Annotated in this window: 11 protein-coding genes; 1 reads left to right on the top strand and 10 read right to left on the bottom strand. The window is 47.9% G+C overall.

All coding sequences use genetic code 11. From position 1 onward, the window contains the following. Window positions 1-10: 10 nt before the first annotated feature. Window positions 11-1108 carry a YdcF family protein gene (locus tag L975_RS05130; protein WP_047707534.1) on the bottom strand — a complete coding sequence of 366 codons (1098 nt, stop codon included), beginning with the start codon at window positions 1106-1108 and terminating at the stop codon, window positions 11-13. A gap of 1337 nt (window positions 1109-2445) precedes the next feature. On the opposite strand from L975_RS05130, the gene ugpQ reads away from it, so the two are divergent. Next, the gene (gene ugpQ, locus L975_RS05120; protein WP_047707532.1) at window positions 2446-3204 is read left to right on the top strand and encodes a glycerophosphodiester phosphodiesterase; all 759 of its coding nucleotides are present in this window, start codon (window positions 2446-2448) and stop codon (window positions 3202-3204) included. 137 nt (window positions 3205-3341) lie between these two features. Here the strand turns inward: ugpQ and L975_RS05115 are convergent, their stop codons facing one another. The 9 genes from L975_RS05115 to L975_RS05075 form a co-directional block, all read right to left on the bottom strand. Continuing rightward, window positions 3342-4004 (bottom strand): DsbA family protein, encoded by a 663-nt coding sequence (locus tag L975_RS05115; RefSeq protein ID WP_047707530.1) that lies wholly within the window; start codon window positions 4002-4004, stop codon window positions 3342-3344. An 82-nt stretch (window positions 4005-4086) separates the two neighbouring features. Continuing rightward, window positions 4087-4944, bottom strand: coding sequence for an MBL fold metallo-hydrolase (locus tag L975_RS05110; protein ID WP_047707529.1), 858 nt, complete (start codon window positions 4942-4944; stop codon window positions 4087-4089). 235 nt (window positions 4945-5179) lie between these two features. Next, window positions 5180-5698 carry a poly-beta-1,6-N-acetyl-D-glucosamine biosynthesis protein PgaD gene (gene pgaD / locus L975_RS05105; RefSeq protein ID WP_047707527.1) on the bottom strand — a complete coding sequence of 173 codons (519 nt, stop codon included), beginning with the start codon at window positions 5696-5698 and terminating at the stop codon, window positions 5180-5182. Then, complete coding sequence (gene pgaC, locus L975_RS05100) at window positions 5695-7029, bottom strand: poly-beta-1,6-N-acetyl-D-glucosamine synthase (protein ID WP_047707525.1); 1335 nt, start codon at window positions 7027-7029, stop codon at window positions 5695-5697. The genes pgaD and pgaC overlap by 4 nt, the downstream gene beginning before the upstream one ends. Next, window positions 7022-9046: a poly-beta-1,6-N-acetyl-D-glucosamine N-deacetylase PgaB gene (pgaB, locus tag L975_RS05095; RefSeq protein WP_047707523.1), complete on the bottom strand. Its 2025-nt coding sequence runs from the start codon at window positions 9044-9046 to the stop codon at window positions 7022-7024. The genes pgaC and pgaB overlap by 8 nt, the downstream gene beginning before the upstream one ends. Before the next feature lie 9 nt (window positions 9047-9055). Further along, entirely contained in the window at window positions 9056-11509 is a 2454-nt protein-coding gene (gene pgaA, locus L975_RS05090) for a poly-beta-1,6 N-acetyl-D-glucosamine export porin PgaA (RefSeq protein ID WP_047707521.1), read from the bottom strand. A gap of 1575 nt (window positions 11510-13084) precedes the next feature. Then, on the bottom strand, window positions 13085-14305 hold the full coding sequence (locus tag L975_RS05085) for an MFS transporter (protein ID WP_047707519.1): 1221 nt from the start codon (window positions 14303-14305) through the stop codon (window positions 13085-13087). 130 nt (window positions 14306-14435) lie between these two features. Then, window positions 14436-15236 carry a LytTR family DNA-binding domain-containing protein gene (locus L975_RS05080; RefSeq protein ID WP_047707517.1) on the bottom strand — a complete coding sequence of 267 codons (801 nt, stop codon included), beginning with the start codon at window positions 15234-15236 and terminating at the stop codon, window positions 14436-14438. Next, complete coding sequence (locus L975_RS05075) at window positions 15230-16885, bottom strand: sensor histidine kinase (protein ID WP_047707589.1); 1656 nt, start codon at window positions 16883-16885, stop codon at window positions 15230-15232. Before L975_RS05075 ends, L975_RS05080 begins: the two co-directional genes overlap by 7 nt. Window positions 16886-16917 lie beyond the last annotated feature (32 nt).

Here is a 16917-nt window from a genome sequence, read left to right as displayed (position 1 = left end):
CTAACGGCTATTAACGCTCTAATAACGGGGCACTGCGGAAACTCCACATCCCCATCACGCGCAGCGCATCGCGATAAATACCCAGCAAATCACCATCGGACACTTTTTGCAGCTCGGCCAGCGGCTTATCCAGCGCGGCGACTGACTCGAAGGTAATCCCCTGTGGACCGGTTTCCCATGTTGCGATTTCCAACAATGCTTGACCACGGCGGACATGGCTACCGGAACTGAGCAGTACCGCATGCTTAATGCGATGTTGAGTCAAGGCATAGCGGCTATATAACGCATTATCAACGGTGGATGTGGCATAGTTGTCTTGCACAATGCGTTTCGCATCAATACCTTGCTTAACTAACCACTCTTGCATCAAACGTGCTTCGGTTTGGTTGTTTTGCGGCACACCACCGGTAACCACAATCAATGCCTGCGGGCTTTGCTTGGCCAGCTCCAATGTTTTTTGCAGGCGCTGTATCAATACATCATGCATCGAACCATCAGGGTTTAGTGCATAGCCTAAGACCACAATCGCTGAATCTGCCCCTAACGGCTGCGGGAGCTGATCACGAATAGGCATTTTGCTGACCTTGTCCACCACCGCAAACAGATCTTGCACTTTTTGGTAACGGGCCGGATTCAACGCTTTCAAACGCGCTAAATGCTTATCCACCTCAGCTTCGTTACCTTTAAAGCGTTGCCACGTGGCCAGATAGGTATGCGCATCCAGATCATCGGGGGCTAAATCGAGGATCCGGTTGAAAATGGCAATCGCCTGATCCACATCTTTATTATAGATGTAGGCATTTGCGGCACTGAACAGTAAATCAGCACGATACGGCTCTAGCTTATTGGCAGACAGTAAACGGTCCGCCACTATCTCCATATTGCTAGGTAATTTAGCCGTAAAGCCGGCGTGAGAAACACGCGCCGGAGATTTAAAGGCATCTACAGCCTGCTGTAATAATTGGTCAACAACCTGACGTTGCGTTACTAACTCAGCATATTTGGCCTGTGGCTGTAATGCCTCGGTAGCAGAAAACGCAGAAAAAGTCGGAGAAACTAATGCGACAGCAAGGGAAAGAGCGAGCAGACTGCGTGTCTTATTTTTCATATTACTCTCCTTATAATCATGACCCTCTCAGAATATAAGAATATCCCTTGGCGGGATGTTTATCGGATCACGCTTTACCTTCTGCTCGTTGATTAGATGTACCGATTAGAGCACCACCATTAATAGAACACATTGTTATCATTGATTTTCTCCTACCCTTTAGTGAACATGGCGCCCACGCATAAGTATGCAATACTGCCTTGATAAGGCAATCGACACTGGCTACCAAAGCAATCGCTTCTTTAACTCTATATCTCTCGCTGTATCTCGACTAAACAAAATGAGCCAATACTCGCGTTATCTTGGTTAGCCTAAGAAAATAAAGCATCAAATTTTCAGCCAAGGAAAGGGAAATAAGAGGATAACACTGATAGTGCACTTAATTAGTCATATCTAGTCATATCAACATAACCAAGTAAAAATGAGCAGACGATGATGTGAATTTGGAAGTAAACGTTTTAAAAATGAAGCTTAATTATGCACAATAAAATGTTAAATTATTCACATTGGCGGTTATTGTCACTTATAACATTGATTGCAAATTCGTAATTTATGCGTCAAGCATTCATGAATCACAGTGAAAAATACTATGATTAGACTCACAGATATTGAAATTGATCGCATTTTCAATTGATATACTAGACAATGATTTGCATAATTCAGAGGTCTTCCCTATCAAGGCTGTTGCACTGATGTTAAAGAAAATAGTCAGCCGGACGTTTGACCTATTTAAACCACAGTATTTATTCAAAAACCTGCTCTGGCTGGTTTTATTTATCGGGCTGGGAATGATCGCTGAATATCTGTTTGAGAAAATGTTCCTTGTCCCTTATATCCAGATAATTATGTAAACTCTCTAAAAAAGGCTCGATGTTACCGGTATCAAATTAACAATTCACACATCGCAGCAACCAATTAATTACCTATTAATCCCACGAACAATAAAATAATAACCACGGTAACAAATAAGCCATTTCACCTATCGCTATTATTTTTGTTCTTCTTACCCAAATTCCCTCTCAATCCTTTCACTTGCGCCCAATCACGCCACAGTGACATCACCTGACTACTCGCTATCTTCTGCATTGAACCCCAAGTGCAATTATGGCCATATCGCGCTATGCGGGTAGATTTTTTTACATATTTATCGCGCTGCTTATGCTTACATGTACTGTTTTCGCTCGACCGTAAAACTACAATGAACCACACTGAACTAAACAAAACCGGCATCCAGCACAGACCTACGGCATATGCTGATACACCAGAGTGCCGCAACAATAACCGGCGACACATATGCGCCGCACCCTGCACCCTGATGCCTAGAGTGAGAAGTCATTATGCAATGTGAACGATCAACCAATTGGCCATACCCAACTATCATAGCTCACCGCGGTGGCGGTAAACTGGCACCAGAGAATACCTTAGCCGCCATTGATACCGGCGCGCGCTATGGTCATACCATGATTGAGTTTGACGTTAAGCTCTCACGCGATCTACAACCTTTCTTACTGCACGATGATACGCTGGATCGCACCACCAATAGCTGGGGAGTGGCCGGTTTACTGACCTGGGAGCAGCTACACAAGCTAGATGCCGGCAGTTGGTTTAGCCACGCCTTTCGCCATGAGCCACTACCGCTATTAAGTGAAGTCGCGCAGCGTTGTTTCCAGCACCACATGCTGGCCAACGTGGAAATCAAACCGACTACCGATCAAGAACAGCAAACCGGTACCGATGTAGCACGCGCAGTACAAACCTTGTGGGCCGGACAGCCCATTCCACCGCTGCTCTCCTCCTTCTCTGTAGAGGCATTAGCGGCAGCAAAACTTGCTGCGCCGGAATTGCCGCGTGGATTACTGTTGGAAGCATGGGATGAAAACTGGCCAACGTTGACCAGCGAGCTGGAATGTCTTTCCCTGCACATCGATCACCATGCACTGACCGAAGCGCGGGTTAAACAGCTGAAAGACGCCGGCTTGTATGTCATGGTGTATACCGTAAATCAGCCGCAACGCGCGAAAGAGTTACTTGAGTGGGGCGTGGATAGCATTTGCACCGACCGAATCGATCTGATTGGGCCGGATTTTCACGTGTAATGTCATCCGTGACATTCATTCTCATCGGCGTTGCGGCTAAGTATCGCACTTAGCCTAAACTCCTGTTAAACGCAGGGGACCGTGTCTATCGCGGTCCCCTTCGCTGTCGTTACATTGATGATGCTAGATTGATGTCATTAGATTGATGACGACACCATGCCACTAGGAAGTTCAATTAAACGACGAACTTCGTGTTGCCAACCTTGTGGATTGCCAAAATAACGGCTAATCGGCAATACAATCAGTTGATTGGCAATTTCGATACCCACGGTTGGAAAGCCTTGCCCTTGTAAGCGCGCCAACCATGCTCGGCTTTCGGCCACATGCTCTTGCCACGCTACCTGCTGGTAAGCCTGTTCAAAATCTCTCGATACGATACCTTGCTCTGCGGCCAATAAAGCTAAACGCGTAGGATCGCCTACCCATACTCCATCACGATAATGCGTTTGCTGAATGCGCGACAGCATCTGTACACCCTCGCCTTGCAACTGTTGCACGGCTAAAATCGCGCGGATTGGTGGTTCTGAATCCAAACGATGGTTACTATCCAGCAGCAAGTGATTGAAATAGGCAGCGCCAAACGGCTGGCCGGTCAACTCAGTGATGCGCTCATCATGCGGGCGCACATAATCACGTAGCGCCTCCCCCATTACCGGCCGATTATCCGCCGTCCACAATCCGCCTGCATGCAGGCAAATCTGTATTTCTGGCATCTGATGCAACACGTCGATTAACGGCGCGGCGCCATAGCACCAACCGCATAACGGATCGTAGATATAATGCACGACAGCTCGACTCATCTTTTCCTCCACTAGCCGCATGCTACGCACAGGCGTGTTGCGCTATTCGCCCCCCACGCCCATACTGGCCGACTTTTCGGCATTACCACTTCATCTCACCGGTAGCAACTTTAGCGCCAATCGCTAACCCATCGTCCACTGGCAGTGCCGGATACGCTTTTTGCATCGCCTGCATCAACGCGGCAGAGCCTTTAACCTCGGTTAAGTTATGCTCAAAGCGCTGAATATAATCACGGGTAAACGTCACCGCATCTGTACCATTCGGAGCCTGCCCCAAGAAATGCCCAGGGATCACACGCTCTGGCGACAATGCCAGCAAGCGATTAAGCGCCGCTACCCACTCGGCACGGGCAGCAGGTGTTTGGCTATCGGCCATCCAGACATGTTGTCCTGCGGTCACCAATACGCCGCCGAGCGCAGTCTTGGTTTGTGGTAGCCACAAATAGGCATTTGGCGTATTCAGCTCACGAATTTCAATGCGCTCACCGTCAACTGTCAGATAGTCGTCATTCAGCACCTGTGGCACTGTCACTTGCGCCGGTGCGCCTTGGCCTAAAATCGGGCCCCAATAGGCTAATTTGGCCGCATGGGTGGCTTTAATATGCTCAGTGACATGGGCACTGGCCAGCACAGGTACATCGGGGAACGCGGCTCGCACCGCTTGCAAACCAAAGTAATAGTCAGGATCCCCCCCACTGATATACACCGCTTTGAGCTTCTTACCGCTTTGGCGGATCATCTCCACCAGCGCTTGCCCGTCTTGCACGGAAAACTGCGCATCAACCAAAATCGCTTCATGCTCACCGCTGATAAGCTCTGAAGAAACAGGGAAAATCGCATTTTTTCCCGGGTTATACACATCCACTGTCAGCGGTGCCGCCTGTAAGCTTGTTGCTGCCATTAACGCTGCCCCACTCATCAACATTGTTGTTTTACGCATGATTCCGTTTTCCTTATTTACGCCTTAATTGGGATGCATGCAGTGTATTGATTCATGATGAGGACAAAAACAGCCTAAAAAGCACATCTCTGTTGCACATATCGAGCAAATGATAGAGATAAAAAAGAAGACCTGTTCGGTAAAAGCCTAAGTAGCACTGTTACATAACTCATGATTACGTAGCGCAAATCCAGACGATTATCTGAACCACCCAATAAATCCCATACTCCATTATTTACCCTCGCTCATGCTCCCCCTTGATTTGTACCGTAAGCTCGCTAAAAGGTAACTGAAGCTCCAACAATGTTGTCTCAGATGAGGGCAATAGGTTATCCGCCATGTAATGTTCTACGACAACGTAACTGATGTGCCCACTATCATGGTGATAAACGGTAAGGTGTTTTCCCTTGCTCATTTCCATCACCAGTGATGGCGAAATCTGTAAACTTTCCGCGATTTCATGATGCTCGCATCCTGGTCGGCGTTTGCGTCGTTCCACCTTGAAGCGAAACTGGTTGTACTTCGCCCAACCAATCAGAAGCAGCCCATTCATCAAGGCGATAAAAATGTAGAATGTGACCGTATCCAGTGTATTGAAAAAAGGTCGCACTTCCATATGCCGCGGCTCCATCAGGGCGATAACTAGTCCTTCATGGATCAAGTGTAAAAACGCGACCCAAGCAAATATCGTCAACAACACATCGATGACCCGAGGCAGCAAGCGCTGCTCAGTAAATATCAGCGGCTGACTCATGATTTTATCCGCCCAATGCCACGATCAGGACTCACCCAACGCGCTCTTTCTCGTTTGTTTTTAAGCATCACTTTGGGGAATGACACGAGCGTGGTACACAGACTCAACATCCAGTAGACCACGGGAAACCAAATGATCCAGAACAACGAATTCGCCATGCCTTTTTCATAGCGCCGTTCAATCATAAGACTCACCGCAAACTGCAAAATACACACCACAGCAAGGGTTAATCCCGTGAATGCTGGGGGAAATAGGTTCTTCACGTATAGGGTGTCTGGCATCGCGGTTATCAGCCCTAACAGAAACAATACGACACTTACCGCATAAGCAAACGCCCACGCCGTTGAGAAACAGAACTCAAAAAACAGTGGCCACATACGTCGGTATTCCCATGCCCACAAACGACGCATGTTAACGATGAAAACTTCCGCGCCACCTTGCGCCCAACGTAAGCGCTGTTTCCATAATCCTCGTAATGTTTCAGGCATCAAGATCCAACACAGAGCACGCGGTTCGAAAAAAACTGACCAGTGGCGTAATTGCAGTTTCCAACTGATATCAATATCTTCAGTGATCATGTCCGAGCTCCAATAGCCAACTTCCGCCAGCGCACGGCGGCGAAATGCAGCGACGACTCCCGAAACAGTGAACACCTGTCCGTAGACTCGTTGAGTTCGTTTGATCAAACCGATAATGGAGGAAAACTCTCCCACTTGAATCCGCCCAATTAATGTTGAACGGGTACGAATTCGCGGATTTCCAGTCACCGCCCCCACACGGGGAAAGGCTATGAGCGGAGCAACCATATAGACGGCAGCATCACGATCCAATAGCGCATCACCATCAATACACACTAAATAATCACTTCGCGCTGCTGCTGCACCGGCTCTGAGCGCCAGCGCTTTTCCTTGATTTTCAGCAAGATGAATAACGCGTAAGCTAGGATGCTCTACAACTAGCTGCTCTAGTACATCGTGCGTGTTATCGGTTGAACCGTCATTAATAGCAATAACTTCAATATTTTTATAACGCTGCGCCAGCGCGGCACCGATGGTTTCGCGCGCATTGAGCCCTTCGTTAAAACACGGGATCAAAATGGAAATCAGCGGTTCGCCTTCGAGTTCAGGTGGTGGTATATCATCGCCCCATTTCCAATGACGCTCACGGTAATACCAAAAATAGACACCCCCGCTCATCCACAGTGCGGACATGAATAACGGCCAGAAAAACACGAAGTTCAGAATCGCTTCACCCGTAAAAACCAGCGCAATACCAAATGGCAGACTGAACATCAGGCACAGTATCAAGAAAGCAATAATGCGATCAGTCATTTTTGGGGTACCAATATGAAGAAAACATTGGACGAACCTCTAACAACTCCGGTTTACCATTGATAAAATCATCCGGATAATAACCGTAGTTAGCAGCACCACTTAATGAAAGCTGTCTCATCCATTCAGCAATTTGTTTACCGCTGATCTCAGCTGCTGGTCCTGATTTATTCCAGTCACGTGCCTGCAATTCAAATACGGTCTTGTCCAGAGCTCCAGGCGTTTGTGCGACAGCCTGAACCAATCTATCAAGCCAAGCGTTGGCCTCATTAGCCGGGATTTTCTCCATGAGAGGCATTGCCATAGGGGCAGTCCAATCGTAGGTATTGAGAAAATCATTCAGATTTTGTGCAAACCAGGCTTCACTTTCTGGCTCCAGTATTGGGTTTGCGTACATATTGCGAGCCGTTTGTACCTGCGGGCCACGAATATGACGCACCGATTGAGTCAGCTGTTCGGTGAAATCAATCAATACCTTACTTTTTAATCGGGTCCAGTTCGCAAACGCCTGCGGATCGTTGCGGATCTTCTCAATGCTATCTGGCAATCCGGCTGCCCGATAAGCGCTTAATGCCTGAGGCGAAGCATCTTCAAAGTCTGATAAGAAAGCATCGTCATGAAATAAAATACCCTTGAAATCGGCGTGCTTAGCCAAATCCTCATAGATTTCAGTGATACGAGTCCGGACTTCACTATCCCATGGGGAAAGACGAATATATTGTTTACGATCAACTACGGCTTGCCCTGTTTGCGGATCCCACGCCGCAACACGAGGAAGAGAAGCATCTAGCCCAAAGGCCAATACCGGCATCCACGCAAATACAGAAACCTGCGCGCGCGTTTTCAGTTGCCATGCAATATAACCAAATAAGTCGGCACGCATAGGTAACCAACGGTTAGGGAAATAGAGTTCGTGAATATTCCCATCGCCCTCAGGATCGGCATATGCCTGTAGGAAAACATGTGAAATGCGCATGTCATGAACGCGTTGGATCAGCGTATCGATATTTTTTCGCTGCTGCACCGGATCGCTGTCATACACATAATCCAAATCGACATGCATAACGCGCATTCGCTGAGATTCACTTACCTGAGCGATTTGGCTGGCAAAGCTGTTAAGGGAAGGATTATCTGCAATAAGAATTCTCGGAATATCATCAAGATATGCTGCATTCGCCAGCCCACTGTTGAGCGTAAATGCCATCTGGTAGCCTTGCTTCTTCACTAAATCCAAGGCGGTACCGCTAGCCGCACCATATGGCCAAACCCATGCCCGCGGCGATTTACCCGTCACTGATTTGAGCTTATTGGTAATCAACGTAATATCGCCATTGACACGCTGAAAGTACTGCTCATCCGTTTCATAAGTACGCGTTTTCTTGTTATACAGGCGATTTGCCACCGCGGGCAATTTACTTCCCATCGGATTAGCCTGACTACCAAAATGCAGATTCCAGGTATGTGCACCGACTTCTACCAACGGTGAATTCGCCATTTCCCGAACCATTTTCCACGTTGCGAATTTATCTCGCTGCGTCATTAAGCCACCAAAATCGATTTTTTGGTTGGTTGGCGCATCAACCCAACTGCCAACTGGCGCCCAAAGTGCAGGCCAGTTATACGCTTTCAGTAGGGGCCAAACGCGGGTATAGAAACTGCTGTATCCATCATCAAACGTAAGGAGTACGGCTTTTGGCGGCAGCACTGCTTTACCATCATGCGCATCTAGAATTTGCTGCACGCTAATCGGTTGGTAGTCATTATCACGCAGCCAGCTTATTTGCTCGTTCAGCGCGCTGGTGCGTACCGCAACATAACGCTGATCGGCGGCATCATCCGCAACATCGTGATACGAAAGCACCAAGAAGCTATTTTTAGGCCATGGCTGATCGGCCATCAACCCCGGTCGCTCCTCTGGTGGGACATAACTGTACACTGTGCTTTCAGCACTGCTATATGCAGAAATTATCCAACCAATAGCAATAATTGCACGGAACCATAGGCATCTTTTCAGCATGACAAATCCTTAAAACCTGACGTTCAAGTCGAATGCAACAGAGATATTCCGCTCACGTTCACCGTCGTAGGGCCGCTTATCCCACAGCAGCATCAGTCCACCATCAACAACGTTATTCCATTGAAGCCGCTGCCCATATCCAAGATGAATGATGCTTCCCACATCTTCGCCGCGCTGTACATACGCGCCGATGCCAGCAATCCCTTGTTGTGTCCAAACAGTGTCATAACGACGGTAAATGTGATGTTCGACTGCCACATTCGGGACAACGGAGAGATCTCGTTCAGGGTTATAATAAGGAACATTTTGTTTGGTATTTCGGCTACCCCCGATCTCAGGAATAAAATCAATAGTTAGTCGAGGCGTTGTCCATATACGCTCTTTGCCGTGAAGGCCAAACTCGAAACGCGCGTTACCGTCTGAGAAATGCGACGAGGAGAGCGATAACTGGTACTCACGCCTTTCATTTTGATACCAGCGGGCATACACATCTCCGCTGTTTGCAAATACACCACTACGCAGTGCGCGCAGTGGCGTATAACGAGAAAAGCGTTCCGCTGAACCACCAATGCGCCAGTTGTCATTGATATCATGCCAAGCGGCGAGGCGAGCGCCCATTTTCTGCCCATCACCATAATTCCGCGCGGACAAATCCATTTCGGCCCAATAATCACGTGAGGTCCACTCAAGGCCCGCGGCTAAGTCGCGGCTAATTCCCTTACCCTCTTCAAAAACACCGGTAGCGAAATTAAATCCGGAGAAAATCCGCCAATGATGATTGATTGGTGAGCTGTAGATTGCTGTATTAAAAGTAAAATCATTCTTGCCGCTGATCGGGTTATCAGAAGCAATTCCTGATGTTGCGCCTATGCGCAGCTCCGGCATATTGCGCACATCGCGCATTCGAGCAAGGCGACGAGTCTCTTCATCCTCAGGGCTACGGGCCATAACATCATCAGTCAACTCCTCTGCCTGTTTCCATTCCTGAAGAGTTAAAGCTACATAAGCTTGCTGATGTTCAAGAGCCCGGTTACGCGGTTCAAGCACTTCCGCCAACTTGAGTTCTTTTTCTGCCATACGCGGCAAGCCACGCGCGCTAAGTACAGAAGAATAGAGAATCAGCAAGCTTTGATTCCCAGGTCCGGTTCTAACTAACTGCGCCACCCGCTTTTCTGCTTCAGGTAACTCATTGGCGGCGATGTAATATTGAACCTGCAACATTTTGCCGAGTAACCAGTTATCGTTCGGCTGCAATGTTGGCGAGCCATAAATTCGACGCTGATATGGGCTTTCTTTGATCAACGCATTGACCTGTGCACTCGCAGCATCAAGGTCTTCTGTCTCAAGATACGTATAGAACAGATCCTGGCGATCTTCATGATTCAATGGCGTACTAGGAATGGAGCCGTTCGGATAGTAAATATCCATCAACATGGCCTTGGCTTTTTCTGGCTGACGTTCACTAAGTAATGCTGAAGCCACCCAACGCTTGGCATAGTTCGGCACTGCGCTGTCTTTCGCCAATGATTCATATTCTTTAATCACTTCATCAGTACGCTTTCGCACCAACAACGCACCCATTCGATCAATTCTGGCACGACGTATATCACTCAGCGCCGAAGGATCATCCTTCCAAGACGCAAGTAATTGGGCATAGTGAGCCAATGCCTTATCCGCTACGAAAAAGCGTTCTTCTTCATTGCGCGCTGAAGTGTAAGAAGCTCTGACCTCTTCCGCTGCAGAGTTCAGTGCCAACCTTCGTTTAACGGCATCTGATGGGGAAACGACGTGCGCCAATTCCTGCGCAGGTTTACTAACTCTGTTCGCAGACAGTGCAGACAACAGCATAGACTTAGCATGTTTATTATTGGCATCAATCGCAACAGCTCTACTGGCGGCTAATAACGCATCCCCATGTTTTCCCTGTGAAGAATAAACATAAGCAAGTAACGTTTCAGACTCTGCCCCCGGATACCGCTGGGCCCAATTATGTGCTTCCATCAAGGCCCGCTGATCATGACGAGCATCAGCCAATGTCATTATCCAACCGGCACGTACATCCGCATTACTCGGCTCTGTCAGTAACACCTGTTCCCAAATAGCTAATGAATTATTCCAACTTTTCTGATTACGATAGGCTCGCGCTGCAGCAATTTTTCCACGCACTGGCAATTCTATTCGGCCTTGGTACCGCTGCCAAATATCAATGGTTGCCCCATCTCTGTTCGCCCCCCAACTGGAAACTTGCAACCAGTCAGCGATCTGATTTGGAGATAGCGTATTTTTATTTTCTTGATTTTCTAAGTAACTGAATAACGGAGTACTATTGCCTCTACGCGCCTCAATAATTAGCGAATCATATTCTGACACTGCGGCAAACGCATGAACAGGTAAAAACACAAAAGCTAAAAGCAAGAGCGAAGCAGGCTTAATTTTTGCAATTAAATCAGTATATTGATGCATCTTAAACGTCTCTTCCCTGACCAAGCATCCAAAGTATTACTCAGCAATAGAGTCTCTTTTTATAATGTTTATTAGGCGAACTAGAGTAGCTAAGACAGATGTAACGTACATCTACCTATGATTTACCTATGATTGGTAACGTATATAAATAAAACTGATAGAAAACGTAGCGGTAGGTTTCCATAACCAACCTGCGGGTTTGGCGACGATATATAATAAGCTGATCAGCTTATAAGAAATTGGTATATCATCGATATATTAATGAATAAGGCTGACGTTGGTGATAATGCACAAATTTGATATCCCTATCAGTGCGACTGCACATAAAAACCATGTAACACATTAAGTTCACAGCAATGGAGAAATTCCATCACTGGCACTAAGCTCACTTAACGACCTAATTTAAATAAACCTTATTAATACACAAACTGTTAAAACCATTTGCTATAAGCGGGGATAAGCAAAATAGTCACATCATAATATCATAACGCCTATTGCTGAATAGTTGACGCCACATGCATACACAACTTTCATTGTTAATTTGAGAGCCGACCGAGGTTTTACCCGTAGGGTGTTGCATATTTTGCGACACCAAGCACCGATCGGTGCATCAATGTGCACATGCTTTTCCCATACCAATAGTCTAAATAAATACGCATGTTTTATGTGCCAATTTACGCGTCATGACATCAATAACCATCGACGGAAATCATGGCAACTCACAGCTCGAGATTAACACAGCAAGATTTCTGCCGAACGCGCCCATAATCATCGTTCTATTTGCGTGGTACGCAGCATAACGCCTAAAACAACACCGATGCCATCATGCTGCGCGCAATGCCATTAAATACGTCAGACAGGAAAAAATCGGCAAAGTCGAAAAAATAGCAGATCAGCACAAATACAATTATCCGGTTTAGCATGTCACCTCCATCCCGATCGCAAGGCTGCAAATTATCACCAGCAATGCATCGAGTTGCATTAAGTGGGCTGCATCTTTGCGCAACGGAGAGTAACAGAGTTCAACTATATGTAAATTTGTACACGAGCGATGCGCAACGTTATCCGCCCCGCAGTTCTAGAAATTTTTGATATTAGCGCGATCACAAAATCACAATGTTAGCGCGAAATTTGCACTAAACATGGGTTTTGCGATCGCGTCGCCATTATATTCGTGCCACAAACAGCAACTAACTGAAAATAAGTGGTATAACACTTGAGAGGCCTATCGCAAGGAGCCCATTTCGAGCTACCTCAATGCGGTGCGATAAGCCAAGGGAGTGACACGATTAATGGATGAAACCTGAAAAACATCAGGCAGGGAGGGCAACATGAAAGAGTTAATCAAATTGGCGGTATTTTGGGTTGTCGTCACCGGAGGGACTTGGGCGGTGTTTACATCCCTGTAAGAGAACGCGCTGATCTCGGTTATCTACGGATAAAAGCAATTCCGAGCATCAATGAGAAAGGCTGCCTACGCAGCCTTTTTTGTGTTTGTTTTCTTTATGCTTGGTGTCTGCTAGTGCTCGGTTGGCATCTAGTCGCAAATTTCTGCTTCCCTACAAAATAGCCAACTTAGCTTAACTCTATCTGCTGCTGATGCTGGGTTGTCAGCGGATGACGGATAGTCAGCGACATCACCAACGCCACCACCAGTAGTGCCAGAATCAGGTAGAAGGTCGCCATAAAGCCGCCAAACAACGATGCCACGACAGAACCGATAATACTACCCAGTCCAAAGCCCAGATAAATCACCCCGTAGTTCTTGGTCAGGTTATTTAAGCCAAAGAAATCACTGACCAAAGACGGATAGACCGTAATAGTGCCACCAAAGCTAAAGGCAATGCAGGCAACCGCAGCAAAGAACAAGTTGGCATTCAGTGGAACAAACAACAGCAGAGCCATTCCCACCAGCGTAATCACTTGTGCCAACGAAATCACACGAATGCGCGGCATACGGTCAGACAAAATGCCCAGTACCAAACGACCGCCCAAGTTCGCCATCGCAATCACCGCCACGGCATTGGCGGCCACAACGGCAGGCAGGTTCACCATTTTCTCGCCGATATCTTTGGCCACGCCAATGACATACAAACCACTCATGCAGGCAGTTAGAAACATTAACGCCAACATCCAGTACTGCGGCTTACGCATCGCTTGTGCCAGCGTAAAATCATGAGCTTGTTGCGTGCCAGCTGATTCTTGGCGCGCGGGTGCATCTTTCATTAACAGCGCCCCCAGCATCACCAGCACCATCGCCAGTAATCCCCACATTTTGAAGGTATTTTCCAGGCCGGTGCTAGAAAGCAGCAATAAGTTAATGTATTTAAAGCCCAAACTACCCAGCCCATACGCACCAATAGCGCAAGCGGAAATCAGCCCCTTACGCTCAGGGAACCATTTCACACAGTTCGACAGCGTCATCAAGTAGCCAGTACCGTCAGCAAAACCCACCAAAATACCGGCGCACAGATACAGCATCATCAGATTGCTGGCATGAGCGGTGAGAAAAAATCCCAAACCTAACAGCAGGCCAGCGCCCAACGTCACCTTACGCACACCGAAACGTTCTTGCAGTTTACCAGCCAAAGACGAGGCCACCGCCAACGCCAGACTCAGTAAACCGAAAGCAAACGCCACCTGACTGACCGGCTCATCCAGCTTGCTGGAGAGCTGCGCATTGAACAGGCTCCAGGTATACACCGAGCCCAAGGCAAATTGCGTGATAATGGTACCGAGCAGTGTCAGAACTCGGGTACGTTGATACTGTTGCGGACTTAACTGCTGCTGACTCATAAGCCACCCCTGATAAACCATGATGATTGTAAGAAGCGATAACTTCTCTCAGTGGTGGCACTATACGAGGGAAAACTCCCGCTCTGGCGATAAAAAGCATGAGCTGCAAAACGGGAGGAATGAAATGCAATTACAGACGCATCAGTTGTCGAAAGGCTTTGATGTTACTGCGGCTGACGGGAATTTCAGCGCTCAACTCGTGCAAACGGATCAAATAGGTACTGTTAAACCACGGCACGATTTCGCGAATTTTGTTGATGTTCACACAATACGAGCGATGACAGCGGAAAAACCCGTCTGCCGGTAAGCGACTGATAAATTCACTGATGCTCATTGGCATCACAAAGCGATCATCACGCGTATACACATAGGTCAGTTTTTCATCGGCCTCCGCATAGTAGATCTGCGCACACGGGGTGACGATGATGCGCTCACCTTTAACCAAATTCACCGTCTGGTTACGGTGTAACATCCCTTCATCCGCCATCGTAGCCGATGACCCTGCGCCTTGACCGGCATGAACTGCCGCAGGTGACCCCGCATTAGCTGCAAGATTTGGCGCCGCAGGCACTTTACGGGCTTCGATTTTTTGCAGCAGATGGGTAATGCGCGCTTCGTTATACGGCTTTAAGATGTAATCGAAGGCTTCCAGCTCAAAGGCATCTACGGCAAACTCTTTATGCGCCGTCACAAAAATCACTTCCGGAGGATGTGAGGATTTACGCAGGTTTTTTGCCAGCATCACCCCATCAATGGATGGAATTTGAATATCTAAAAACACCAAATCCACATCGTGATCTTGTAAGTATTTAAAGGCTTCCAACCCATCTTCAAACTGAGCGGCGATATCAATTTTGCTGTACGTCCGGATAAGATAGGCCAGCTCTTCACGCGCCAGATATTCATCCTCAACGATGATGGCTGTTAGCATAAATTTGCCTCCGGATCAGGTAAATAAAAACAGACTTCCGTGCCTGGCTCCAAACGCCGTAACTGCAGCCCCGCGCCGTACAACAGGGTTAAGCGCTGATGGACATTGGTTAAACCAATGCTATCACTGCTGACCGTACCAGCGGCCAGATTATCAATCACGTTCTGACTGATGCCATAGCCGGTATCCCGAACCGCCACTTTAACGCCGCCAGCCAGTCGCCGCACTTCCAGCGTTACTTTTCCCGGTGCGCTACGGGGCTGAATGCCGTGCAAAATGGCATTTTCCACCAGCGGCTGCAACAGCAAACTTGGCACCCGAATATCGACCTCATCCACATCAAACTCAACGGTTAGCTTATCGCCAAACCGCGCTTGCTCAATGGCGACATAATCACGCACTTGCTGCAACTCATCGTTCAAATTGATGAGTTCTTCACCGCGCGACAAGTTATAACGCAGATAATCAGCCAGATTAGCAATCAGCTCACGTGCTCGCTGCGGCTGGATACGAATTAGCGAGGAAATAGCATTTAAGGCGTTGAACAGAAAGTGTGGGTTAATTTTATTTTGTAATGCGGTAAATTCGGCCTTGCGAGTGGCTTCTTGCAGCTTAGCGATCCGCGATACTTCCATCTGAGTCGAGATAAGTTGTGACAATCCCACCGCCATTTCGCGCAGCGAGCTGGTAATACGATGAGTGCGGCGATAATAAATCTTCAGCGTACCGGTCACCGCGCCGTTCTCGCGCAGCGGAATAATAATTGCCGAATGAAAATCAGACAGGTGATAACGCTGCAAATTGTTATTGATGATGATTTGCCCTGAGATCACCGCTTGCTGCGTCATGGTACTGATGGTGTGGTGATCATCGAGCTCGTAATACTCTTTGCCGGCACCGGCATAAGCCAACACATCGTGGGTATCGGTGATAGCAACCGCATCGGCATCAATTTCTCGGCGGATGGTATCGCACACCTGTTCGAGCGCATCACGATGGATTTCGCGGAAAAACGGCAGGGTTTTATTGGCCACATCCAGCGCCAATTTGGCCTGTTTGGCGGCAATCAGCTCTTTTTCATCATCCAAATCTTGCACCAAGCGAATAATCAGCCCGATACACACGGTACCCAAAATCATCGGCAGGGCAATATTGCGGACAATCTCAATACCTATCGCATGTGGCTTAGTCAGTAACAAGATCAGCAGCATGGTCAGCCCTTCACAGGCCATCCCCGCCAAAATGCCATACAGCCATAACCGGCTCTTACGCGCCCGATAGTGGATCAAGGTAGCCAGCAAACCGGCCGAAATACTGCTAAGCAGGCACGGTAATGACGTATAGCCATCAATATCAATCAGGTATCGGTGTAAACCCGAGATCACACCAGCTGGAATGCCAACCCACGGGCCAAACAGGATCCCTCCGCAGATCACGGCGATGATGCGCACGTTAATCAGCGCACCCTCTACGGGAATTCCAGTGTAAGTACTAAATACCGCGAACAAGCAAAACAGCACACTGACCAACGCTAGCTCAGTCGGCGAATGGCGCTGTTTTTGAAAAAGATGTTGAAACGGCCAGACCCGCGTTAGAAAAAACAGAGTCATCAGCATCAAGGCCGCGCGTTCAAACACGGCCAACAACATCACCCCATCATTGGGACCCACGACAGCCTCCT

The organism is Plesiomonas sp. ZOR0011 (assembly GCF_000800945.1).
GTDB classification, from domain to species: Bacteria; Pseudomonadota; Gammaproteobacteria; order Enterobacterales; family CAMTGL01; genus Plesiomonas; species Plesiomonas shigelloides.
This window is presented reverse-complemented; position numbering and strand designations above follow the sequence as displayed.

What these genes read in the sequence shown, in the direction of transcription:
- L975_RS05130 (WP_047707534.1), bottom strand. Translation starts at nt 1,108, where the DNA reads ATGAAAAATAAGACACGCAGTCTGCTCGCTCTTTCCCTTGCTGTCGCA.
- ugpQ (WP_047707532.1), top strand. Translation starts at nt 2,446, where the DNA reads ATGCAATGTGAACGATCAACCAATTGGCCATACCCAACTATCATAGCT.
- L975_RS05115 (WP_047707530.1), bottom strand. Translation starts at nt 4,004, where the DNA reads ATGAGTCGAGCTGTCGTGCATTATATCTACGATCCGTTATGCGGTTGG.
- L975_RS05110 (WP_047707529.1), bottom strand. Translation starts at nt 4,944, where the DNA reads ATGCGTAAAACAACAATGTTGATGAGTGGGGCAGCGTTAATGGCAGCA.
- pgaD (WP_047707527.1), bottom strand. Translation starts at nt 5,698, where the DNA reads ATGAGTCAGCCGCTGATATTTACTGAGCAGCGCTTGCTGCCTCGGGTC.
- pgaC (WP_047707525.1), bottom strand. Translation starts at nt 7,029, where the DNA reads ATGACTGATCGCATTATTGCTTTCTTGATACTGTGCCTGATGTTCAGT.
- pgaB (WP_047707523.1), bottom strand. Translation starts at nt 9,046, where the DNA reads ATGCTGAAAAGATGCCTATGGTTCCGTGCAATTATTGCTATTGGTTGG.
- pgaA (WP_047707521.1), bottom strand. Translation starts at nt 11,509, where the DNA reads ATGCATCAATATACTGATTTAATTGCAAAAATTAAGCCTGCTTCGCTC.
- L975_RS05085 (WP_047707519.1), bottom strand. Translation starts at nt 14,305, where the DNA reads ATGAGTCAGCAGCAGTTAAGTCCGCAACAGTATCAACGTACCCGAGTT.
- L975_RS05080 (WP_047707517.1), bottom strand. Translation starts at nt 15,236, where the DNA reads ATGCTAACAGCCATCATCGTTGAGGATGAATATCTGGCGCGTGAAGAG.
- L975_RS05075 (WP_047707589.1), bottom strand. Translation starts at nt 16,885, where the DNA reads ATGTTGTTGGCCGTGTTTGAACGCGCGGCCTTGATGCTGATGACTCTG.